Genomic DNA, 23,410 nt, shown 5'->3' on the forward strand with positions numbered 1-23,410 from the left:
ATTATTCACATCAACAACTTATTTTGTGTTGTGTGAGTTGCGATAAATTCTTGTAAACGCGTGAATGTTTCGTCCCATTGCCAAACTGTAGAAGGGAATGTACTTGCTTCTTTTAAAAAAAGTATAAGTGGTTCAATTTGATTACTATTCCACTTCAAAATCGTGTCTTTTGCTTCAGCTATTCTGATTAAGCCTATTATAGCAATATCAGCGTTCTTTAGAATGATTTTATTTTTTTCTAGCAAGACTACTGGCTCACCTTTTTTGAAAGAAATTTTTCTACAACAGCTATATATAAAAGCAGCACGTTCAAATTTTTCTTTTAATGACTCGCAATCTAACTGAGTATGTTTTAACTTATTACTAGTACATGTGATAACAAAACACTGTTTTGCAGATTCTTCGTTGCTCATTGAGTAGCTGCATGATAGTAATGTGTTATGATATTCCATTTCAAACTGTAATTTTAGAAAAAGATGATCAAATGGTTTAGGCGTCTCAATAGCATAGCTTGGTATACGTAGCGCAATTTCATTTTCTTTTTCTTTATGAGATTTGATTTGTTGTTCCATATCTTTCTTTTGATCTGGTTCGATGTGAATATATTTTTCGGCTATTGAAAATGCATCATGTAAAAGCCTGAGGGTGTCACTTGTTGTTTCTATTGTTTTCAGTATCTCATCGCCTTTTTGAGGTTTTGGGTCTTCAGCGTAGGCGTATACTTGTGCATAATAGGCTAACCCAGGTAGATAACCATGGGTGAGTACGGCTTCTTTCAGCAATTTAGCCCAAAAACGTTTTAACTTTTCAACTTCTTCTGCGTTACCACAAGCGAAGTTTTCTCTGAAATACATAAGACTTTTATAAATTGCTATGATTGCAGGAGGAAACATTCTGGATTGCCCGCTTTTCGTAAGGCAGGCATTTTCGAAGTGTTGTTTGGCAATTTCAAGTATACATTGGTCTGTAATATTTAGATCTAATATTTTAGCGTTTTGTTCAAGATATTGTATTCTTGCACTGCTTAGGACTTTATGCGGATTTTTGAGTAATGATTGTTCATCTGAGGTCAGCATAAACATATCTTTTTCTTTGTTATTAAGCATGCAGTCGTAATAAGTTAACCAAATCATCCCTAATATAAAACTAAGTTCTTGTGGATCAGTAGCCAGTCTTGCCTCTTTAAGGGATCGTTTGAATGAATCAATGTCAGATTCTTGACGATCTGTATTGTTTTTTAAACGCGTGTCCCATATCACTAATGCTTCTACAAGATGTCCTAAACATGTTGGCTGAGTAGAATAGGATTGAGATTGGATAGCTGAAGATTCTGAACGTGGAGATAGAGAGAGAGAGCTTACTGCAAGATTGCCCGAGGATTGATGTTTAATGCTTTTATCTTTCGATCTGGGTGATTTTTTTAGAGGAGTTGAAAGATTTGGTGATGAGGAAGAGAGTTTCTCAGAAGATAGAGTGAAAGGCGTACGTCTACGACCTGTATTCTCAACTTCACGCGATGGTGGACTTAGTTCGACTTGTTTTTTTTGTTTACTAAAAAGGTTTCTCTTTACCTGGGGGTTTCCAGATGCGGCATGAACAGATCGTGGAGATGTGCCTGATTCCTGTGGAGATTTTCTGGGTGAACTTGCTGTTTCATTAATTGAGGGCGCTTTCATAATAGAAAGTTTTGCCATCTGTGCCGCGCCATCGTAATTTCCGTCTTCTAATAATATTAATGCATAGATTGCTTCAAGTAATCCCTCTCGATTTCGAGTAAATGCAAACGTATTGGATCTAATGTCTTCATGGTGAGCTAATATTATTCTATGAGTAACTTGCTGAAGTTCTATGTTTAAATCTGTAAAAATATTGCAACCACCGGGTATTACGCAGACAACGTCATGTTTAAACATATAACGTTGCAGACTACTACGAACATCATTTAAAAGTTTAAAGCGAATATTGTCACGACTAAAACCATTGTCAAGCCATTGCTTAACAGAGGGTGAATAACCATTTTCTTGGGTATTTAGCAATAATCTTTTCCAAGTGATTAAGTACGCGTTGTAGTCTATTGTATTCAGAACACTTTCGCACAGTATCAATGGGTTTGTATGGGATTCACCATATTTCAGTGTTACGGCTTCCTTAACGCAGCTAAACTCTGTAAGTTCTAATTCTAGGAGGGAGATAACCTCTGTTAGACAATAGGGATTTTTATTTTGTAATACTTCAGTGAAAAAATCAGTAGTGAATGCATATGTTTTGGTATAGAGCTTGCAAAGTAACAATTGATCTTGTCTGACCATAAGTGGTGTACTATTCGAATGCTGCAGAACTGAGGCACGCGCTTTTTCTTTTAGTTGAGTAATTTCTTTTTCATAGGAAATAATTTGTTGAGTGTTTTTTGAAAACTGAGCACGTTTTAATTTTGCATTGAGTACTGATTGTAAAGGGTATCTATCGCTAATCTGATCTAAACACAATAAGGTGGCTTCTTTGAATTGATCATTTAAGAATTCTGCAAGACATAGCCATAGATCTGCAACATGATTTCGCAAATGCACAGGTATCCCTATCGATTGTAAATTGTTTAAATATTCGTGTAAAATTTTCTCCGATAGTGGATGTTTTAATATATAAGTAACATATCGAATAAATGTTCCAAGAGAGTGTCCACGGCTTTCAAGAATACATGCAATATCCAAGGATTTCTGGAGTTCATTTTTTGTTTTGTGATTTACTAAAATCTCGTGCGCTATGAAAAACTCATCCAGTTTTAAGTCTTGAGAAGGTTCTTCAGTTAAGGCCTTGTTTATATCTTGAGTAGACGAGCTAAGTTTGTATTCAGCATAATACCCGATTCTTTCTTCAAAGGACAATGATTGTGATATAATATATTTTGCTCTTATAGTGTGGATTTGAAGTTCATTCGCTATTAATTCTTTTCGTTTATCTGGATTGCTTACCACATATTGCAAATAACTATCAGATTTTATGTGCTCTAAGTATGTTAGAGCTTCTAAAGCAGCTGAAGCCCATAATGACCAGCTCTGTTCGCTTTTTTGTACCAATGTAACTTTAGTGGCGTTCGCACAGATATTAAGATATCTCAACATATAATCTTTAGTTTGAGTATGAAATGCCTGCTTTTCTTGGGTCGCGTCGGGATCGGTTTCTATTTGGCTATATTTATTAATTAGTATATTAATTAATTTTGCTAATTCTTCAAGTTTCGAGCAGTAGGGCTTGGGTTCATCGAAACAAGCTGAGATTTGAGTTCTAACATCATTAGTATGAGACCAGATATACGGAATCTCAGATGGATAATTAGCGAAAGCAAAATCAGGATTCGATGTTTTCAAAGAGGGAAGCATGAGCAGCCTAATTTCCAATTGACCTAGCTCGTCTACATAATAGAGCCGATCGTATAATGCAATTTTAAGAGCAACTTTATAGGTATTTTTTTTTGATAATGCAGTCTGCTGTTGTATATTGGTGATCAAAAAAGCTTCGAGGGTATTTCTTTTCTGTTCTAAATTCAAAGAATGATCAGTCAAAATCTCCCGTATTTTAAACGAGGTCTTGCTGTCATTTGACATGTCCCTATTTTTTTCTTCAACAATTTTTTTGATGAGTTTTATTTTTTCTTCAAGGTCTAACTCTTCGTTTGATAAGAGTGTATTAATCATTTTCCATAATAGTGTTGTGTGTAGAAAGTGTTCTTTATATTTTATTGAGTTGTAAAATTTTTGAATTTCAGCTAAGCGTTCTTTGATTTCAGCGAGTTTGTCAGATTTTTCAAGCGATGGATCAAATAAAATAGATTTGATTTTTTTTAAGATATTCAATATTTCGAAGTCTTGATTATCAATGGGGAAAATTTTGGACAATTGGTCAAGTAACTGTTCGATGTTCACGGTTATCCCTCTTTGCTTTATACAGTCCGATACCTGGACGCTATTTTGTTAACTTAACATATTTCTCAACCTCTATCAATGACGGCATCTGAGGGCAAGTTCACCGACCTACTACTGCATTGCAATCCAGTGAAACAGCCTATATAGTTGGGCTTAGTACTTCTCACCTGTATAAGATTACATAGACTTACTAGAAAGGAGTTTCTGAGTGCAGGGATCTTTGCAACGCCAATCATGCCATAGTCCACGCTCATTCTTATTGACTATAAGTATCATCAGCGTAGTTTCGATTACACTGTTAATGGGCTGCGCGTATTCACCAAGGACTGGTAACAAAGTAGCCAAAAATAACATCAAAGTGGCAAAACTCCACGTTCAACTAGGTCTCGCCTTGCTCGAAAGCAATAATGTGAGTCAGGCTAAACAAAAATTCCTTCAAGCAAAGAACGAGGCACCAAGAGAGCCCTGCGTTTGGTATGGTATGGGGTATTTTCTTGAAAGGACTGGTGATGTCAAAGCCGCAGAGCAGCATTACCGAATAGCGATTGATTTACATTCCACTGAAGGAGCTTCGCGAAATAATTACGCTATCTTTCTCTGTAGGCAAGGAAGATATCAAGAAGCTTTTAATGAATTTAATAAGGCTGTAAGTGATGCCAGTTATTTACAGAGTGCGCAGGCTTTTGTTAACGCAAGCATTTGCGCTTCGAAAGTTCCAAATAAACATCTCGCAGAAAATTATTTTAGAAAAGCAGTAGAAAAAGACGGTAGCCTTAATACTGCTGAAATCAAAAAATACCGGAAGTTCTTATGAGAAAGGAGAGTAGACGAGTACTTGTTGCAGACCCCAGAGAGCTAGAAATTGCGCGTCAACATTATGAGGATTATTTCGCACATAAGATTGGTGAGTTAAGAAAGTTTCTTACCAGTCTTGGTTCAGGCAATATCACTGAAAAAGCTATAAACAGTTGGCTAATAGAGAATGAAGTAAGTGATCATGGGCTGAAAACACTGCTTCTGCAAGAAATTAAGTCTGTATCTAGCCCCGAAGTTTCTAACACGCTTTTGAGATGTAGAAGAATAATTGGTAATCGCTACAGAGTTGAGTTGGTCGAGCAATATAAACACCTTATTGAAGCAATGTACTATACGGATTTTGAAAGAGAGGAATCTGAATCATGCCAGGATGCAATAGAGAATGTTGTTCGCAGAGGGCTTTGGATTAATGGCACGAAAATTCATTTTCATTCACAATGCGGAGGGTTTGTTGTACATGATATACTCGCAAAAGCACTAGGTGATGTGGGTTTGAAAAGTCATAGTGCAATTTCATTTCTTAATATTCACCTTAGTCGTTGTTGTGAGAAAGCGAGCAAATATTTTTCGGATATGATCTATGATTTAAAATTACTCCTAGGTCATGACGTCGATAAATGTGTGTCTACTTACTTGGAATATGATCGAATAACTGGCATTATAATGCTGTATTTTGTTCAATCTTATAGAGATTTATACAAATTAGATAGAGAAAGAAGACCAGCAGATTACTGCGGAGATCATACGCAAGATAATAATTCACCTGTCATTGCTCAATCTACAGTTACATTTCGTATAACACAAAACCAAGGTCGACAATGTCAAATTGAGCTTATTGAGGGTTTTCTTGAATTTGATGATCCAAAAAAGGAAGCAGTGCTTCTTGACCGTCTTACGCAACGTTGTTCGGCAAATCTTCTTCTTGATGAATCAAAAAAACCTCTTTTATCAAAGATTCCTGATCAAAATGACGCATTCATTATCGATGATTTTGTTAGCGATTGTTTGGTGGATTCAAATTTTGATGATATCATTAAAGGACTTGTTGAATCAAATTCCGCTCTTAGAGTTTTTCTTGTGGCGAGAAACAACGAAAACGTATTAAAAGATGTTCTTCGAAATTATACGTTATTAAAGTGCATTTGTTCCGACCAAAAACATAAACAATATCTTGAGTTGCTTAAATTTTCGCACAGTCGAAATTCTCTGATTACGAAAGAAGTTTCCTTGCTGATTAATCTAATTGAATTAGTCAATGAAAAAGGACTTGATCTACTCAAAGATATTGACATGATAAAAGACTTTTTTTGCAGCGAATATCGATATGAACTCCAGTATATAGATAAGGATGCGCCGAAAAGAGTCACAGATAAAAAAGTCATTATTATTAAAAAAAATAGATACACTTTAGAGTATTCTCTTACTGCGACTAGTGGAGAGTACTCAGGAGAACGTATTTCGGGTACCATACCTCTTGAGTCTACCCGGGGTATTTTTGGTATTGAAGATACTCTAAATGATGAAAAAATAAAGCCACTTTTACCGATTGTATTGAAACTTGTGGCTCAACAAGGTCATATTCGCCAAGAGAATCCACTGTATATCATCGCCGCTTTATATACACTAACAGTTTCCGAAATACCGGGGTTAGTACGTCTGTTACAAGATGACAGTATTCGTGCGCAAATTCCAACTCGGTGGATAATAGACCTTGCTTTTGAATCATCGGAAATCGCAAGTTGGTTAATAAAAAGTGAGGCTATATTAAATCCTGAGGTGACTTCTCTGGAATTATGCAAACTATTGAAATGTCAACCTCAGCTTTGGGATGCGATTCAATATAATCCAGATCAAAAAATTTATTCCTTACTAAGAAAGCGAATAACTGCTGAGAATTTTAGATATCTTCTATTTGAAAATTCAGATCTCAATTCCTTGGAATGCGCTAAAAAAGCGTTATGTAATGATCCTGAATTATTTGAAAAATTGTGTTCTTTGAAGAGCTCATATCCTAATGAATTACTTAGGTATTTTTACGTAACACATTCAGAATACCGAATTACCTGGGGAAATCAATTTAATGTCTGTGAGCCCTATTTATTAAGGCATTGTGATGCCTTGGTAATTGAGGGTTACTATCGGCATGTTTTTAGGAAATTAGATCTTTTGGGATTTTATAATGTGTTCCATTCTGTTTTTGTAAAAAAAGATTTTCAAAATGGGTCCGAGCTGACTATAAATTACGCCAAAAAAGCTTGGGTAAAAGTGCTTGAGGTCAGATGTAAAAAAGGTTGGGTTCCGGCTTTTTTATATGATACACAAGAAAAAATGCATGCCATTATCGAATGTATGTCTGAGGAACCGCGATTAATCTGTCTATTTAAACTGAATTCTATGATTGCAGAGTATCTCAATAATGAAGATAAGAAAAATATTCTAGCATTCATCAGATTATGTGCGGAAAGTTATTATAAAATCGAATTTAATGATGTGCAGTGGGTGATTTTAGCTTTAGGAATGCTTTCTGCAGAAGAGTTAGCAGTTTTTTTTCGTGATACACTGAATTGTCAATTTTTCATTAACCTGCTAATCAAAAATTTCGATGCCATCAATGTTTTAATTGATGCTAATATTGATGTTGGTAGTGAAGTTATATCTAGTATATTAAGGCATGCTTATCCTCAGATGCTTTTATTGTTAATAATAACAGTTTATTCAAAAGAAACGCTACTTCAAGAACAATTCCTGAATATTAAAAAAGTTCTTAAGCTTTCTAAAGATCAAAAATACTCTGAATTCTTCCAGCAAAGAAATGTCAATCAAGAAGAGTATGTAAAACACCTAGCTGAATCTTTTCAGGAGACCTTTAGACAAAAACAAAAAATAAAGAAAAAATTCGAGTATGTTAGAAATCTTAGAGCTAAATTGCTTCAAAGTCATGAATTATTAGAGGGGCTTTTAAAAGCAGATGATTGTCCCGAAATCGATTTGGCTTGTTTATTATTTTTAGAGACTGCTATGTCTCCTGCCATGGCTGGATTTGATTCGAGGCATAAGTATCAAGAAAAAATAAAGGCTATCAATGATAATGTAGCTGCTGTCCAAGAGTTCGTCAAGCATGGTTTTACTCATGATGATGAGGTGAATAAATTTGTCAGCGCACTAAAATCACAGAAAGAAAATGAAAAAGTGCGATGTCTCCTTAGCTACTTATTGCTGAATGCCTTTAAAAATAATGATTTTGCTTCTATGATAATCAGTTCACCATCATTAATGATGCTGCTAATGGAGGGGGCCGAATTATTTTTATTGGCAAAATTTGTATGTTTATTTGGAAGACTAAATGATTATTCTGCTCCATGGCTACCATTCTTTTGCCGTTTAGCTAGTCGACCTGATATATACAAAATCTTTAGTTCACTTCTTCAGTTTCATTTTCAAGGTGCTGGAAAAGATATAAATCATTTGGTTCAAGTTTCTTCGGAACTTGGTTATTTTAAAGCGCAAGATTATATGAAGTTACTCTTGGCAGAATATCAACAAGGAGGAACGAGGTGGTGCCGTGAATGGCTTTTGCGGTCTAATTGGTTGGATAAAATGGTGGCAGATGTAATTCCTGAGGACTTAGCTTTAACCCTTCTTGAGGAAATAAAAATCCGTAATAGCTCAGCTTCAAACTCTTTTTCTGAAATTGAAAAATGTTTAAGAAAAGAGCCCGTTTTCAAATCTATATTACAACACACTGGTAGACACTGTTTATTACAACTTCTGCAAAATGATTCGACACTTGCTACAGCTATAATTGAAACATGCAGATCTACAATCATGCGAAGTGTAGAATCGGATTTGAGAGAGCAACTGATTACAGTGGCAACCGTGGAGCAGTTGATTTATCTCATTGGAAATGGAGCTGATCATCCTGAAGCTGTTCGCTCCTGTATGCTGGCTTTACGTGGAATCCTGCATGTGAATGAAGAGCAGGAAACGATAAGGCTAAAGCCGGTTGTTTTACTGGGTTTACTATTGGTATCTGAAAAAGTGGACCCCAATAAAAAACTAGGCTCTGAGTGGGGTAGACTCCTTTCAAAAGAGCAATTAGTGTGTGAGCATCTTCTGAATAGAAATAATGCTCAAACAGTTGTAATTAATTCTTCAACACTGTTGTTCCGTTATTTCCCTAGTTCTAGTGCATTGATTAAACGTTGTTTAGATCAATATGCAATTTCATATGAGGCTTTAGTAATATCTAATGTAGATATAGCAGTTGATTTTCTGTTGACGGATTATTGTGTTGTAGATTTATTCGAAAGGATGAATGAACAATATACAGAAAAGAAACTAGAGTACAAGGCTGTAAATGCCAACTATCTTACTCAGTGCGAACTAGTTAATGTTGCTAATAAAGGATCACATCGTGCTGTTAATAAAATTATCAGTGATTTCAGGCTAAAGAAGGAAAAATTAGAAAATGAAATGAGAGTGATAGTTTCTAATAAAAAGAAGTATTCAAGAATCATCTTTCGATTATTTTTAGAGTGCACTGAAATGCAACTTGAAAGACTATCTATCCAATGCTACGTGAACATTTTCATAGATAATATAGATAAATATATCTTGGATTATAAAGCTAGACATTGTGTGGTCGTTCCAAGACTAACCGCTGCTCTTATTTTTCTTTCTAAACGTCATTGTAACGATGTATTGAGAGAGTTATTCCGTAATCGATTTCTTCTTGATCTGGTAGTGTCTTCACCGACGGCCATGTGTTTACTCGTCAGCTCACCTCTGTATAGACAGAGCTTGGAATTACAAGACTTGATCAGTAACCCTCAGAAGAGATCGATGAAACACGGTTCTGAAAATTCACCTTCACCTTTGGAGGAGCGAGTCCCTGAGCAAGCACGATCAGATTCATTCGCAAGTGTAAGCTCACATGCATCTGCATTGGTCCATGCTCGTGAACAAGATGGTTTGCATTTGAAAAAGGCTGAACGAAATCAGGATTCGATAGAAGAAGAGCATTCGTCTCAACACTCAGCAGAAAAAAGTAAATAATAGGTCTCTTTTCAGCATATGTAAGTTTTGCTTAAATATTAATTATTCTGGTATGACTCTTGATCACGCCCACCGTCAGCCAGTAAGGGTGAAGTTACCGTAATTGCATTATTCTCAAAATCATTTTTTAATTGAGTTAATGCAATTTTACAATTTTCAGGCAGTTCGGGATATTGACTCTCATCAGTGACAGTATTGAGAATTTCTATGGTCCTAGAGACATTAAAACTAGTGGCTTTATTTTTATCGCCATTTTGGCTGAAAAAGTTCTTTTTTAAATGTATTGGCACTATCAGTTTATTAAATTCTTTGCGCAATATTTTTAATGACTCAATGCCATTTTGTGACACTTCTTCTATTTCTTGGTCTTGACAGTTGCAGCAACTAAAGCAGCTATAAGGGTGTGGGAGGTATCGATTAATTATTGTTAACGCTTCTTTGGGCGCATAGTTAAGACTATTTTTCAGTTTATCTTTCATTTCACACTCCTTGTTTTCTATCGATTCATACTACTAGAATGGGTATAGTACAAACTAGTGTTGTAAAGTCAACTATTTTATTGAAGAACACAAAGAGAGTCATCGGAACAAGCTTTATTGTCAAACCATAGCTTCTTTGTGTAGGCTACAAAATTAGTTTTTTCCAATTTTAAACATTCAGCTTGGTCGGGAAACAATTCGGTAAGGGCGGCTTTAAGTAGAGAATTGCCTTCGAAAAGCTCTCCTAGAAACTGGTCTGCAAGAGCTTGATTTTTTTCTGCGAGAAAATCATAAAAACCGGACATTTTATCTAACATGATCTTGGTGTGTTCTTTAAATTTGTTAACATATTGAGCTTCTATTGCTTGCTTTTGTTCTGAAACCTGAGTGACTTGATAAAACAATGCTAATATTAACACTGAGTAATCGACGCTTAAATTTTGGTGGCGTGAATCACACAAATTACTATTGATAATCCGAAGTATTTTTTCATCACTAGATCTATTTAAAGAGGTATAACGAGGTGTGCCAAGTGTGCTGACAATATGTAGTGATAACTCGTGAAGCAGTTTATCTGACCAGTCAACTCTAAATACACGATGAAGTAGTTCTCTTCGTAAATCAAATGCGGGTGATGACGCATTAGCGATGCTTGAACCACTTTTGTGCGAATCTAATCCTGCCGATTGCGCTACAAAACCTCGAGGAGAATGTGGAGCTGGCATGGGAGTCATATGTCCCATCAGCAAAAATAAAACCTCCGGTTTTCGAGAGAGATGTTTGACTTTGAGTAGTCGATTTATTAAGACACCACCACAATCATCTAATGATCTGAGCAATAGAGTTTTTCCATGAAATTCATTGATAAGAAGATCTTTAAATTCTTCTGTAAATCCTGCTTTCTCATGATCCCAATAATAATGTGTGATTAAGAATTCTAACATAGCGACAAGTTGTGGACGTAGTGGAGAGTCGAGTTGATAGGGCACTGTAGTCACATGACTCCATTGCAGAAGTTGTTGTTCTGAACAAACAGTTTGAGAGCGATTTCCGAAAGGTTTCATCATTTTTTCTAAAACTACTGCGTCACCCATAGAGGTGGTATAGCGCAGCGGATTAATGATCTTTGATTGATTTGATTGTAGGATACAAAAGAGCTTGGTTTCTTGATCTATTATTGATTCAAGACAGGTAGTGATTAGAGTTGTATGAAGCGTGTAAGCGCACAGCATCAAACCTGTGTTGCCAAAAAGATCTGCACTCGTAAAAATGTCAGGGTATTCTCCAAAAACTGTGCCCATTCGACGCAGCATTAAACAGAGGTTTTCAGGCAGTTTTGAATTCGCAATGACTTCTCGTGATACCATTGGGGATAAAAAATTTTTAGATTCAGCATCTGACTTTCGTTTTCTTATTGTATCGTTAGAAGTTGAAGCGCAGAGGTAATGATAAGGAGTAGACTTGCTGTCAACTGTTTTGGCTCTAGCCATTTCAACAAGTTTATTCAGTGGTATTTTTGCTATACAAAACTCAAATAAAACAAGATGCAGAAATTGACAAGCAATATGAAGGCAATTTTCTCCATTCGTGGTTTTGAGCTGAGTGAGCTTTTCAATTTGAGCGACTGAAAATAGTTTTAGAAGACTGATCAATTTTCCAGTGGGGTCATGTTTTGCAATCATGCAAAGAAAATTTTTCCCAGATTTTGTTTTGACGTCAGATATTTCATCTATTGTGGTTGTGTGGGAAAGAAGTTGTAAAAACTCTGTTAGTTCAGGATCTTCGTGCTTATCCAAAAGATCAAAAATTGAATGACATTCTTTAAGGACTTGAGCATGTTCTTCAGAATTTGCAGTAACAGGAGAAGATTGATGAGGCTGTTCATCAGAAGTAATTGATAGCTTATTCGCAGTAGTATCGTCTTTTGGCTGTCCTTTGTTGATTGCGCTCATCATCCGCAAAAATACATCTTCTTCCTCTGCAGTTACGTTTTCTTGTTTCTTCTCTTCATCTCCAGAGTGGGTTTCTGCTGTTCTGCCTGATTGAACATCTTCGTCTTCGGATGCTGAATTAGAGTCTTCCTCTGGTTTCTCCACAGTTACTTGGGGCTCAGGCCATTCTTGAAGCAGCTGAACACATTCTGCGTGCTCATATTTCTCGGCAATTTCTAAAGGAGAAATTTCAAACCTATCAGTTTCTGTGTGGTTAACCCCTAGCAGGTGTAGTTTAATCATCGCCTCTTTCTGCCCGTGTTTTGCTGCAAGAAAGAGAGGATTACGGCCTTTTTTGTTGGTTTTTTTAGGGTCGCCACCCATACCATGAAGCATAGTGATTGCTTTAACATCACCAGAGATTGCGGCGTGATGAAATAAGGTGTTTTCATCTTCATCAATATAATCTAGGCCAGCACGTTGAAATCGAGTTGAAGTGCATTTCTTAGATTCATCACTTTCTTCTTGTGCTAATTTTTCATCCATCGCTTGCAAGACTTCTTGAAGGTCTTTCTGGAATGCCATTAGGTAAGCAGATTTTCCCTCTTTATTTCTACATCCAAAATTTGCGCCTCGGCGAACAAACTCGATCGCGATTTCACGATGATCATACATGAGGGCTATCAGTACTGCTGTGTCTCCTATTTCTTCACTGTCATCTCTAACATTCGTTGTATCTAGATTAGCTCCATTATCACAGAGAATTTTCACCACTTCAAAATGCCCTTCTTTCGTAGCAAGATGTAAAGGAGTTACACCCGTAGCATCTTTCTCATCGACTTTTGCGTCAGATCTAACTAGGCACTCAATTGCTGCTTTTTGACCATTCTCAGCAGCATCGTGAATGGGGAGTCTACGGAAACTCCCACGATCATCAAAGCCTTGTTTATCCATTTCTTGAGATTTGCCGTCAAAATTGACATCTGCCCCATGCTCAATCAAATATTCCATTATGTTGACGTGCCCTAATCCAGCGGCAATATGTAATCCCGTTTTTCCTAATTGGTTTTGTTTATTGGGAGAATCTTTAGAGGGCACATACTGCTTCACCTTTTCTAAGTCACCTGCTTCGACGGCGAGAAAATAAGGGTCAGAGTTTTTAAATGTGGAACGTCCTAGTGTTCTGCGTCCAGAAGCACGAGATAACCTTTTACTTATTGGCTTACCGTTATCCTCGACTCCAGCTTGTTTGCTCTCTTCATTGCCTTCTTCCATAGAATACCTCCTGGCTATTTGTTCCTTTAACCTAGATTTCATCTGCCTAATCTATATGTAGACATTATTCTCACAGGTAATGGGCTGTGAATCAATGGTAATGTAGCGATTAGGCTAGCCAACAAAAAAAATATTTGTTACTCTCACAGTAATATGTAATTAAAGATGGCAGATTACCAATCTGCTGCCGTCAAACAGGAGGTTATGATGCATAGGGCTCAAACGGAAGGAGCAGAATCCGCGCGGGATGGCGCATCCAATCAAAGGGGTGGACGTTTCCTACGAAGTTCCGAATCTGATAGTAAGACTGGATTTAAACTCAATTTGCCAACCTCTAAACATGAGCAGTCTGAGGCGCAAGTGCCAGCTTCAAAATCGGGTTCAAGTTCATCCGGTAGTTCTCCCGAACCGCAAGAGATGCCTAAAGGGGTTTCAGCCAGAAAGTCTTCGGATGAAAAGGATGTTGCTGATAGTGAAACAACATATAAAAAGGTAGAGGATATAATATACGCCGCCTGTGAAAATGTAGGTGCTGAGGATTATGAGCGAGTTTATATTCTTCCTGTGTATAAAGCCCTAAACTTACCCGGCAATTCTTTTGTTAGCGATAAATTACAACGGATATGCGGCACGCAATCATCAGAGGGTGTTGAAACTTTACTGCATCGGGCTGCGCAATGTGGTGCGTTAGACATCATAGAATTGTTAATTGCTAATGGTTTTGCTCAATATCTTAATTCAGAACATGATGAAGCGGGTCAAACTCCACTTTCCTATGCAGTGGGAAACATGGATAGCAATCTTATCCAATATTTTTTTAAACTAAGTGCTGAAGTTGTTAATGGCAAGTCTAAAAATAAAATCGATCACCATAATCATCTATTGTGTGCGGCGATTTATTTCTATGAAGTGAGTCGCAAAAAAATTGAAAAAGTTGATCGTCTTATACGAAGCACTGAATTCCAAGAAGGGTGTAAGCAGCTTGGCTATCATGAACTACCATCTCGAGACCAATTATCTCTGTGGTGTGGAAGTGATATTGAATATCGTTCATTGTTAGATGGGTTAGGTGAGGATCAATCAGTATTACAACGTCTGTTAGGAAATTACTTTAAAGAAGAACTTAAAAATGAGGGCTCTGAAGAAAATGAGGATTTGTCTCAACTCGAGGATTTTTGTCAGGCACATGGATTAAATACTCAAGACGTGTGTAAAATTTATTCTGAGGCAAGTCAATATAATGCATTATTTAGTATTCTTCCTACAGCATTTGCTAAGTCATTAGATACGGCATTATCAGAGGGCGGAAGAGAACTTGAGTCTGAAATTTTCAAAGACCGCAAAAATATCCTCAATTGGCTTTTAGAAAACTTAGCTAAATCTCAGAGTATGCTGGGATCAGGTTGGCCATTCAGTTTATCACCATTACAAATGTGTGCATCTTTTCGGGACAAAGAGTATTTTGCCAAAGTTTTAAATTGTTTACCCAAGAAAGCCCCACTAGACCTGCCAGAAACGGAAAAAACTGATAAGGATGGAAATAGTCTATTACATTTGGCTGTAAAGGGGGTTAATTTAGCAATAGCAACTGAAGAAGACTTCATAAGGTTTATTTGGAAAGGGTATTACGAATTATGGAATAAAGTGAATAATGAGGATCGATCGCCTTTATCAATTGCTTGCCTTGAAAGAAATGAGCCACTGATTCGATTGTTGGCCGAACAAAAAATAGACATGAAAGTCACACAGACATTTCTTGCTGGACAACTCTTAGAAGGAGAAGCAGCTAAAGTATTAGCTGGAATGTTGCAAAAGACTAGTGGTGATAAAGTACAATCTGTGACTCAAGAGGAAAAAGGACAGGAATATAAAATTCGATTGCAACTTAATGGACACCGATTCCCCGTTGGTCAGAAATTAGAGCGTAATAAAATTTATACTTCTCCTTTGGAAGATGCGGCGAATCTTGGAAATGAAGATGTTGTAGCTTTGCTGCTAGAATTGTGGCCTGAGGAATCATGCAGATTATTAACATCTAAACAAGGAAATCCCTATCTAATTGCACTCAATCTAGAGCGTTCAGCTTTGCTTGGCTCACTTGCAGAAGATAAAAAATATAATAATGCTAGAATGCAATGGGGTTTGGTTCAAGATAATATTATTCGATTTATCCATCGTTCTGACTCCGATAATGGGAAAGAAAACACAAGAAAGAGTTTTGTTAGCGGATTATTTAGTGTAATTCGCACGGAAATTAAGCAAGTTTTAGATAGCAATTTACGAAAATCATTGTCGCACATGACGGATCAGTTACAATCTGATTATCAGCACGTAATTACAGATGTTCACACTAATAAAAATAAGGAATACAGGGATGAAAATATTCTAATGATCAATAAAATTTTCTATCTCCTGAATGAGTTGGGTGTATTAGCTTCCGTAGCAAAAATGAAAAACCCTAGTCCGGAGCAATTGAAAAAAGCAAAGGAAAATTTTGAGCTTAGTTGTTCTACGAAAATATCTTCGGAGGCTCAAACCGCTTGGTTTAATGCGGTTCTGTGGGCATTTGTCGGGTTTGCGGCGGGTGCACTTATTGGCTTGGTGGTAGGTACTCTTCTGACCGGGGGAGGCCCGGGAGGTATTTGGTTAGCTTTGCCATCTGCTCAATATGGTAGTGAGCTTGGAGCGATCGTTGGATCCGTGATTGGTGCATGTGTTGGTGGTGTAAGTTGCGTAAAAGTAAGTGATTCATTCAAATGGCAGCGAGGATTATGGGCAGTGAATCGTGCTGTTACTTCTATTAAAGCCGACACCCAAATTCATGATGAAAGCAATCAACCATTGATTGGTGTTAAAAACGAATTCTAGATTTATTGGCTGAAACCAAAAGAGGGATTATGGAACTAGGCGATGAGTATGTTGATGAAAGATCAAATGATATAGAATCTGATCCACTGCGTCATTCAGCTACCGATTTGGTAGTCGATGACTCTGTTGCGGTCAAAAAACAGAAATTATTTGATGCCTATCTAACCGCTACTCTAGAACTGTTAGTAACCTTGCAAGATATTCAATTAGATCTTCTCAAAGACTCTGCAAATGGCGATTCGCAAATAAGTAGAGTAATTGATTTTGCAGACCTCGGCACAGAGTTGTTACAAGTACCCTGTACTTTCTTTTCGGATATGTTAGGAGGATCAGATTTCCCCAATGAACGATTACCGGGGCTATCTAGACTCCAAGCTATATGTCAGAATGCTAAAATAATAAAATTAATTTCCCCAGATAGCACAGAAAGTATTGGAAGTTCTGATACTGATGCTGCGCAATTACGAGACAAAAATGCTACTTACAACAGTAAGATAGCATGTAGTACTAATGCGAAGGTCCATGGAGATAAGAGTGGTCTTCCAGTAAAAAAACTGCTTAAGTATCGTCAGGTTCAAGGGTGGTTTTTGCAAACCAATAGTAGTTATCTTTGTGCTCGTGAACAATTGCCTGAATTTCAAGATATTCATGATGTTGCTCGGCAACCTTATCAAGATGAGATTAATGAACTTATACAAGCAACTTATCTTTATAGAGAAGATCCTGCAAGATTTAAAAAAGAAATTGATGATGTTGTTAGAAAAACAACTCAGTTGCTTTCCGTGGAAAATGATCTTCCTGAAATTACTGCTCATAAGAAGGATGATTTACAGTGGCATTATCAGTGTAAAGATGTTCCTACATATACCGTGCTCGCTATTCAGGAGCATATGAAAAATTTAACGACCATACAGAAAAATACTACTACAGCGAGGCAATATCTTTGTGATGTTATTGGAGCCGTATCTCGTGATCTTTTCCCGCAGCTAGTTAATACCTATCAGCAGAATGATACTACTGTATCAAAATCCGTGGATGTAACAAGATTTTTAGACCAACTTGAAAACGGGTTTCAAAAGTCAATTTATAAACCAATAATAGATCATATTTATAATCCTGATGTAGTACAAACCGATCGCGTGAAACTTACTCTGAGTGGAGAAGATCTAGTTGCTTATGTGAGACAGCTTTTTGATTCAATTTTTGTAATCTCAAGGGCGACATTGGTAATTAACTCGATGTATCCTGTAGATCATTCGACTTCATTAAATCCCATAGTTGCTTTTTCTTATAAATTTTCTCAATGTATCGCTAGGCTAGAGGGGAAAATAGCTACATTGATGACCCGCACAATAACTTATTCAAAATTGTATCAAGATCTCCGAATGGAATATCAGACAAAATTTGCGGTGAAATTATCACAAGCAAGCAATGGATTAAATGAGCACGCTCACAAAAAGAGTGATGCCGGCGGATCAAGCGTTGATCCGGGTGCTCAAGTGAGTTTAGAGCGCGGGTCACGCGAAATTGGCCCGATCCCTACTTCTACCAGCCCAGTACCAGGGCGCAGAAATAGTCATTTTTTTAATAGTAGTGATGGGAAAAGTAGTAGAAATAGTCAGCTGCCAAGTCCAAGAGGAGCGACGGCTCCAAATCCTCGCCAATCCCCTTTGGGTGGAAGTCCGCGGACACCCCTCACTGGAAGCCCACGAGCTGTCCTTGGAAGTCCAAGAGCCGAAAAGTCGAATCAGTCTGATAGCAATCATCGAGAGACTGATGTAGTACCTCCTGCAACAGCAGAAGATACAAACTCGAAATTATCTTCCTCAAAAGAACCTCAAGTTAGGGTAAAAGGATCGATGCGTACAAAGTTATTAGATAGAAAGAGCAGGGGAGCTAAGGAATTAGCAGATGAAATGAGTCAACAGGGTCCCGAATCGGATTCTCTTATTATTAAATAAATAATTATTGTATTAAAAAACGGAACCCAATTTGAAAATGGGTAGATATAGTGCTAATACAAAAACACCGACAATACTGCCTATAATTAGCATAATAATTGGTTCCATTAATTGACTGAGATTGGCGATAAAGTAATCTAGGTCATTTTCATACAAGTTGGCTATATTATTAAGCATCGATTCGAGTGCTCCTGATTTTTCTCCTACGTCGATCATTTGTAATAGCTTGTTGGGAAAGGTAAACGTATTTTTAAAGGCAATATGTAGTGATTGACCCATTTTTATTTCTTCTTGAATTTTCTGCAGAGCATTTTGGAAAACTGAATTATTAGTGATAGAAGAAGTTAAATCTAATGCCTTGATCATCGGAATACCTGCCTCTAAAAGTGTTGCAAGAGTACTTAAGAGAGTTACGATTATTGCTTTTTGAACAAAAGCTCCGAAAAAGGGGATCTTTAACACACTTTGATCAAGGAATAGTTTAACAGAAGGATTGTGATTTTTTTTATTTTTAAGAATAGTCATAATTAATATTGTCAGCATGATAATAATCCACCAAAAATTCTGAATAAAGCTTGAAGTTTTTATTATGAAGCGTGTAAGGGTGGGTAATTGAGCATTGAATGATGTGAATAACGTCTTGAATTCAGGAACTATAAAAAATAGTGATAGAGTGGATATTAAAAAAGTAATTGCTAATATCGTTACGGGATAAGCAAATGCCTTTTTCATTTTATTTTTAATATTATTTGATTTATTTAGATGAGTTGATACTTTATTTAGCATGATGCCCAAAGTGCCTGATTGTTCACCAGCCCTTATTAAATTACAGAAAAAATGATCGAATATTTTGTTATGCAGTAGTAGACACTCTGAAAATGAACGCCCCTCTTTGAGATTTTTTATTATGTTAGAGAGTGTTTTTATAAATGAGATATTTTCGTGTTCTTTTTGGATTGACTCGATTGCTGTGATTAAAGGTATTCCGGCTGCTATCATTGTGGCTAACTGACGAGAAAATTGAGCGATATCCATGGAGTTGATTTTTGTTTCGATGCGAATTAAAGGTTTTTTATTTTTCATGGAATTGGTCGGGAATAATTCGGTTTAATTCAGATAGGCTTGTGAGGCCAGATCGGACACATTCCAAGCCAGATTGACGTAAATTTTGGATTTTTTCGCAATGTGCTTGTTGATTAATTTTTAAAGCAGTTTCTTTTTTAGAAATCATTTCTTTCATGTCAGCCGATGGGGGCAAGACTTCAAAAATGCCCATGCGCCCTTTATACCCATTAGTACAGTGTAGGCATGTGCTTTCACCTGGTTCATGAATTTTGAGATTTTTAATGGGATTTTTGCAGTAAGGGCATAAACAGCGAATAAGTCTTTGTCCGATGATCAGAGACAGTGAACTTGCAATATTGTATGAAGGCACGCCCATATTGGATAATCGAACAAGAGATTCGGACGCACTGTTTGTGTGTAATGTCGATAAAACTAGATGTCCCGTTAATGAAGCATTGATAGCAATTTCAGCAGTTTCTCTATCTCGTATTTCGCCGACCATAATCACATCAGGATCTTGACGTAAAAAAGCTTTGAGTGCTGTTGAAAATGTTAATCCGGTTTTTATATTGACGGGCACTTGATTAATACCAGAAAGTTGAATTTCTATCGGATCTTCTACTGAGCAAATATTTTTTTCTTTGGTATTTAAATAACTTAATCCTGAATATAGGGTCATTGTTTTTCCGCTGCCTGTAGGACCTGTTACTAATATAAGACCTTGAGGACGATTTAGTGCTTTTCGATAGAGATGTATTTGTTTGGACGACATGCCCAGTGCATCAATTGCAAGAAGCTGTTTATTAGATTCGAGAAGACGTAATACTATTTTTTCACCATGCAGAGTTGGGCAGGTACTGACTCGAAAATCCACAGACCGGATAGGTGATAAATGATAGCTAAATCGACCATCTTGTGGCACTCGACGTTCTGAAATATCCAGACTGGATAATATTTTAATTCGAGAGGTAATCATTGGGGCTAAATGAATGGGCGAATGCGAAAACGTTGTAAGTATTCCATCACAACGAAATCGAATTCTGTACTCTTTTTCGAATGGTTCTAAATGAATATCAGATGCATTTTTAATAACCGCTTCATTTAATAGCTGATTGATAAAGCTCACTATAGGGACATCTAGAGTTTTTTGATTTAAATTCAATTGGCATAACCTTTTGTGACACCTCCGCCAGATGTATTCCATGTTATTGCACCGTCATTAATGTTGGGGGTGAGTATGTACGTATCTGTTGAGACAAAACCATTGGCGGTGATAGGAGTGACAGTGATTTGACCCTTGGTTACAGACAAAGAGGAGATTCTACCCCGCGCGGTAATGATGCCTTCAGGGATACCTGCGCTTCCGGCATCACAGCCTTCTAATGTTCCGAGTCGATGAAAACAATCTGCAACACCGATGGTATAAGGTCCAGTCGCATGAACAAGTTCGCTGAAATAAGCTTTACGTGTGTAATCGAGATAGGATGGAATACCGATCGCGGCAATAATTCCAATTATCGCCACCGTAATCATCAGCTCCATTAACGTGAATCCCAAATTGCGTTTTTCCACAGGAAATCCTCCTTCGTAGCATAATTTCTGGTATGCTAGCACTTTTTTATGTCTGGTCCATTACCGTAGTTGGAGAATGAAAATTGTTTGATCAAATTAAAATAATTTTAGTAAACACCTCTCATCCAGGAAATATTGGGGCAGCAGCACGTGCGATGAAAAATATGGGGCTAAAAAATTTAGTGCTGGTTCAGCCCAAAGAATTTCCTCATGCAGAAGCGACTGCTCGTGCTGCTGGAGCTGATGATTTATTGGAGCATGCAGTTGTCGTTGAAAATTTGACTGATGCGATTAGTGATAGTCATTTTGTTGTTGGCACAAGTGCACGATTGCGTTCAGTTGCATGGCCCTTAAGTGATCCACGGCGATGCATTGAGAAAATAATTCCTCGGCTGCGGGACCAACAAAAAATTGCCTTTGTTTTTGGTAATGAGCAATCGGGACTATCAAATGATGAGCTCGCTCTATGCCATGCTCATTTGCACATTCCCTGCGACGAAGACTTTAGTTCCTTAAATGTTGCAGCTGCAGTGCAAATAGTTACCTATGAATTGCGAATGGCTCTTCAACAAAAACATGATATTGAGCTAGACTATGAAATAGAAAGTCGTCCAGTGACTGCGGATGAAATGGAAAAATTCTTTGTTAGTTTACAGGGCTGTTTGATTCATTTGGGGTATCTAAACCCTAGTCATCCGAAAAAGTTAATGTTGCGACTTCGAAGATTATTTAATCGTGCGATCATAGAAGAGAATGAAATGAATATTTTAAGAGGCGTCTTAAATTCAATTGTAGATCACACTGTGGAGAAACAATAGTGCGCCTTCCCGTGTATCTCGACAATATGGCGACTACGCCAGTGGACCCACGTGTCACAAAAAAAATGTTAGGATTTCTAGAGGTGAGCGGACATTTTGGAAATCCTGCATCGACCACTCACAGCTATGGTTGGCAGGCCAGTGAATCCGTTGAAATGGCTCGTGCACAAGTTGCATCTTGTATCGGTGCAAATACCGAAGAAATTATATGGACCTCTGGTGCAACAGAAGCGAATAATTTGGCAATTATCGGCGCAGCTCGTTTTTATTCCCGCAAAGGAAAACATATTATCACTGCTAAAACCGAGCATAAAGCGGTCTTAGATCCGTGTAGAGCACTTACAAAAGAAGGATTTGAAATAACGTATTTGGAACCTGATGCGCAGGGTATCATTCATCCTGAAAAACTGGAAAAGGCTATTAGAAAAGACACTATTCTAGTTTCGTTAATGCATGTCAACAATGAAATTGGATTGGTGCAAGATATTGCGAGTTATGCTGAGATTACTCGACCTCATGGAATTTTGCTACACACCGATGCAGCACAAAGTTGCGGTAAAGTGAAAGTGGATGTCAAAGAAATGGACGTTGATTTTCTCTCATTATCTGCGCATAAAGTCTATGGTCCTAAAGGAATTGGTGCTCTTTACATACGTCGAGAACCGCGTGTCCATGTTGAGCCTTTAATATATGGAGGAGGGCATGAAAAAGGATTGCGTTCTGGCACTTTACCGACGCATTTAATTGTAGGGATGGCAGAAGCTTTTATGATTGCGCAAGCAGAATTCGTTGATGAAACACTAAGAATTAAATTATTACGCGATCAACTATGGGATAAGATTTCTCAGATTGAAAACATTCACCTTCATGGTGATCAATCAAATCGCGTTGCGAATAATCTTAATATAGGATTTGATTACGTTGATGGTGAAGCATTGTTAATGGCCTTGCAAGATATTGCTGTTTCTACAGGTTCAGCCTGTACATCAGCATCACTGGAGCCTTCTCATGTACTATTAGCGATGGGAGTTCCTTCACTTCTGGCCCATGCTTCGATGCGATTGAGTTTAGGACGCTTTACCACAGCTCAGGAAATTGAGTTTGCCATTGATGTGATACAGAAAGGCGTCGCTCGATTACGAAATTTATCTCCACTTTGGGAGGAAAGAAAACATGATTAGCTTAAAATCTTACAGCCCGCAACTGGTTGAACATTTTAATCATCCACAAAATGTTGGGCATTTTGATGAACACGATCCTGATGTGCACACAGGGCGTGCAGGATGTATTGAGAGTGGGGATTGTGTTCGAATTCAACTCAGAATTCGTGATGGAATAATTGAAGATATTTGTTTCAAGGCTCAAGGATCTTGTGCAACCATCGCAGTAGCTTCGTGGGTCACTGAAAAAGTTCATCATCAAACTGTAGCTGAAATACAAAAACTGACCCCGGAAGTCATTCTAACCGAACTCCAAATACAACCAGTAAAGAAACACTCCGTATTGATAGTTCTTGATGCTCTTCAAAAGGCGTCGCGTTGTTAAATCTTGACCTTTGCAAATATAAGGCATCAATCTTTAGTGGGGGCTGTATAAATAACCGCGTAGATCTTGCCCAGTCCACTATCGCCTTAGATTCTATTGAGCCTA

The 23,410-nt window shown here is 37.4% G+C and carries 13 protein-coding genes; 7 read left to right on the forward strand and 6 right to left on the reverse strand.

All coding sequences use genetic code 11. The features are described from left to right. Window positions 1-5: 5 nt before the first annotated feature. The gene (locus K2X50_04655; protein ID MBX9586529.1) at window positions 6-3,920 is read right to left on the reverse strand and encodes a hypothetical protein; all 3,915 of its coding nucleotides are present in this window, start codon (window positions 3,918-3,920) and stop codon (window positions 6-8) included. A 208-nt stretch (window positions 3,921-4,128) separates the two neighbouring features. On the opposite strand from K2X50_04655, the gene K2X50_04660 reads away from it, so the two are divergent. Both K2X50_04660 and K2X50_04665 read left to right on the forward strand, forming a co-directional pair. After that, entirely contained in the window at window positions 4,129-4,734 is a 606-nt protein-coding gene (locus K2X50_04660; protein MBX9586530.1) for a hypothetical protein, read from the forward strand. After that, the gene (locus tag K2X50_04665) at window positions 4,731-9,791 is read left to right on the forward strand and encodes a hypothetical protein (protein MBX9586531.1); all 5,061 of its coding nucleotides are present in this window, start codon (window positions 4,731-4,733) and stop codon (window positions 9,789-9,791) included. The genes K2X50_04660 and K2X50_04665 overlap by 4 nt, the downstream gene beginning before the upstream one ends. Before the next feature lie 38 nt (window positions 9,792-9,829). Here the strand turns inward: K2X50_04665 and K2X50_04670 are convergent, their stop codons facing one another. Both K2X50_04670 and K2X50_04675 read right to left on the reverse strand, forming a co-directional pair. Beyond that, window positions 9,830-10,270 carry a hypothetical protein gene (locus tag K2X50_04670; GenBank protein MBX9586532.1) on the reverse strand — a complete coding sequence of 147 codons (441 nt, stop codon included), beginning with the start codon at window positions 10,268-10,270 and terminating at the stop codon, window positions 9,830-9,832. A gap of 77 nt (window positions 10,271-10,347) precedes the next feature. Continuing rightward, window positions 10,348-13,476, reverse strand: a complete 3,129-nt coding sequence (locus tag K2X50_04675; protein MBX9586533.1) for an ankyrin repeat domain-containing protein — start codon at window positions 13,474-13,476, stop codon at window positions 10,348-10,350. Between the two features lie 207 nt (window positions 13,477-13,683). Here K2X50_04675 and K2X50_04680 point away from each other — a divergent pair, with 207 nt between their 5' ends. Both K2X50_04680 and K2X50_04685 read left to right on the forward strand, forming a co-directional pair. Next, the gene (locus K2X50_04680; protein ID MBX9586534.1) at window positions 13,684-16,344 is read left to right on the forward strand and encodes an ankyrin repeat domain-containing protein; all 2,661 of its coding nucleotides are present in this window, start codon (window positions 13,684-13,686) and stop codon (window positions 16,342-16,344) included. A 29-nt stretch (window positions 16,345-16,373) separates the two neighbouring features. Beyond that, window positions 16,374-18,305, forward strand: coding sequence for a hypothetical protein (locus K2X50_04685; protein ID MBX9586535.1), 1,932 nt, complete (start codon window positions 16,374-16,376; stop codon window positions 18,303-18,305). Between the two features lie 12 nt (window positions 18,306-18,317). On the opposite strand, the gene K2X50_04690 is transcribed toward K2X50_04685, so the two are convergent. From K2X50_04690 to K2X50_04700, 3 genes are read right to left on the reverse strand one after another with little or no spacing between them, the layout of a single operon-like run. Further along, entirely contained in the window at window positions 18,318-19,388 is a 1,071-nt protein-coding gene (locus K2X50_04690) for a type II secretion system F family protein (protein ID MBX9586536.1), read from the reverse strand. Beyond that, window positions 19,378-20,574 (reverse strand): Flp pilus assembly complex ATPase component TadA, encoded by a 1,197-nt coding sequence (gene tadA, locus K2X50_04695; GenBank protein ID MBX9586537.1) that lies wholly within the window; start codon window positions 20,572-20,574, stop codon window positions 19,378-19,380. Before tadA ends, K2X50_04690 begins: the two co-directional genes overlap by 11 nt. Continuing rightward, on the reverse strand, window positions 20,529-20,912 hold the full coding sequence (locus K2X50_04700) for a pilus assembly protein PilA (GenBank protein ID MBX9586538.1): 384 nt from the start codon (window positions 20,910-20,912) through the stop codon (window positions 20,529-20,531). The genes tadA and K2X50_04700 overlap by 46 nt, the downstream gene beginning before the upstream one ends. A gap of 113 nt (window positions 20,913-21,025) precedes the next feature. Between K2X50_04700 and K2X50_04705 the strand changes: the two genes are divergently transcribed. The 3 genes from K2X50_04705 to K2X50_04715 are packed head-to-tail and all read left to right on the forward strand — an operon-like array spanning window position 21,026 to window position 23,305. After that, window positions 21,026-21,760 carry an RNA methyltransferase gene (locus K2X50_04705; protein MBX9586539.1) on the forward strand — a complete coding sequence of 245 codons (735 nt, stop codon included), beginning with the start codon at window positions 21,026-21,028 and terminating at the stop codon, window positions 21,758-21,760. Continuing rightward, on the forward strand, window positions 21,760-22,941 hold the full coding sequence (locus K2X50_04710; GenBank protein MBX9586540.1) for an IscS subfamily cysteine desulfurase: 1,182 nt from the start codon (window positions 21,760-21,762) through the stop codon (window positions 22,939-22,941). Before K2X50_04705 ends, K2X50_04710 begins: the two co-directional genes overlap by 1 nt. After that, window positions 22,934-23,305 (forward strand): iron-sulfur cluster assembly scaffold protein, encoded by a 372-nt coding sequence (locus K2X50_04715; GenBank protein ID MBX9586541.1) that lies wholly within the window; start codon window positions 22,934-22,936, stop codon window positions 23,303-23,305. The genes K2X50_04710 and K2X50_04715 overlap by 8 nt, the downstream gene beginning before the upstream one ends. The last annotated feature ends 105 nt before the right edge of the window (window positions 23,306-23,410 follow it).

The sequence above is a fragment of the Gammaproteobacteria bacterium genome (genome assembly GCA_019748175.1).
Taxonomy (GTDB): Bacteria; Pseudomonadota; Gammaproteobacteria; order JAIEPX01; family JAIEPX01; genus JAIEPX01.

Excerpts from the sequence above, each read along its gene's own strand:
- K2X50_04665 (MBX9586531.1), top strand. The coding sequence starts at position 4,731 with ATGAGAAAGGAGAGTAGACGAGTACTTGTTGCAGACCCCAGAGAGCTA.
- K2X50_04670 (MBX9586532.1), bottom strand. The coding sequence starts at position 10,270 with ATGAAAGATAAACTGAAAAATAGTCTTAACTATGCGCCCAAAGAAGCG.
- K2X50_04675 (MBX9586533.1), bottom strand. The coding sequence starts at position 13,476 with ATGGAAGAAGGCAATGAAGAGAGCAAACAAGCTGGAGTCGAGGATAAC.
- K2X50_04680 (MBX9586534.1), top strand. The coding sequence starts at position 13,684 with ATGCATAGGGCTCAAACGGAAGGAGCAGAATCCGCGCGGGATGGCGCA.
- K2X50_04685 (MBX9586535.1), top strand. The coding sequence starts at position 16,374 with ATGGAACTAGGCGATGAGTATGTTGATGAAAGATCAAATGATATAGAA.
- K2X50_04690 (MBX9586536.1), bottom strand. The coding sequence starts at position 19,388 with ATGAAAAATAAAAAACCTTTAATTCGCATCGAAACAAAAATCAACTCC.
- tadA (MBX9586537.1), bottom strand. The coding sequence starts at position 20,574 with ATGGAATACATCTGGCGGAGGTGTCACAAAAGGTTATGCCAATTGAAT.
- K2X50_04700 (MBX9586538.1), bottom strand. The coding sequence starts at position 20,912 with ATGGAGCTGATGATTACGGTGGCGATAATTGGAATTATTGCCGCGATC.
- K2X50_04715 (MBX9586541.1), top strand. The coding sequence starts at position 22,934 with ATGATTAGCTTAAAATCTTACAGCCCGCAACTGGTTGAACATTTTAAT.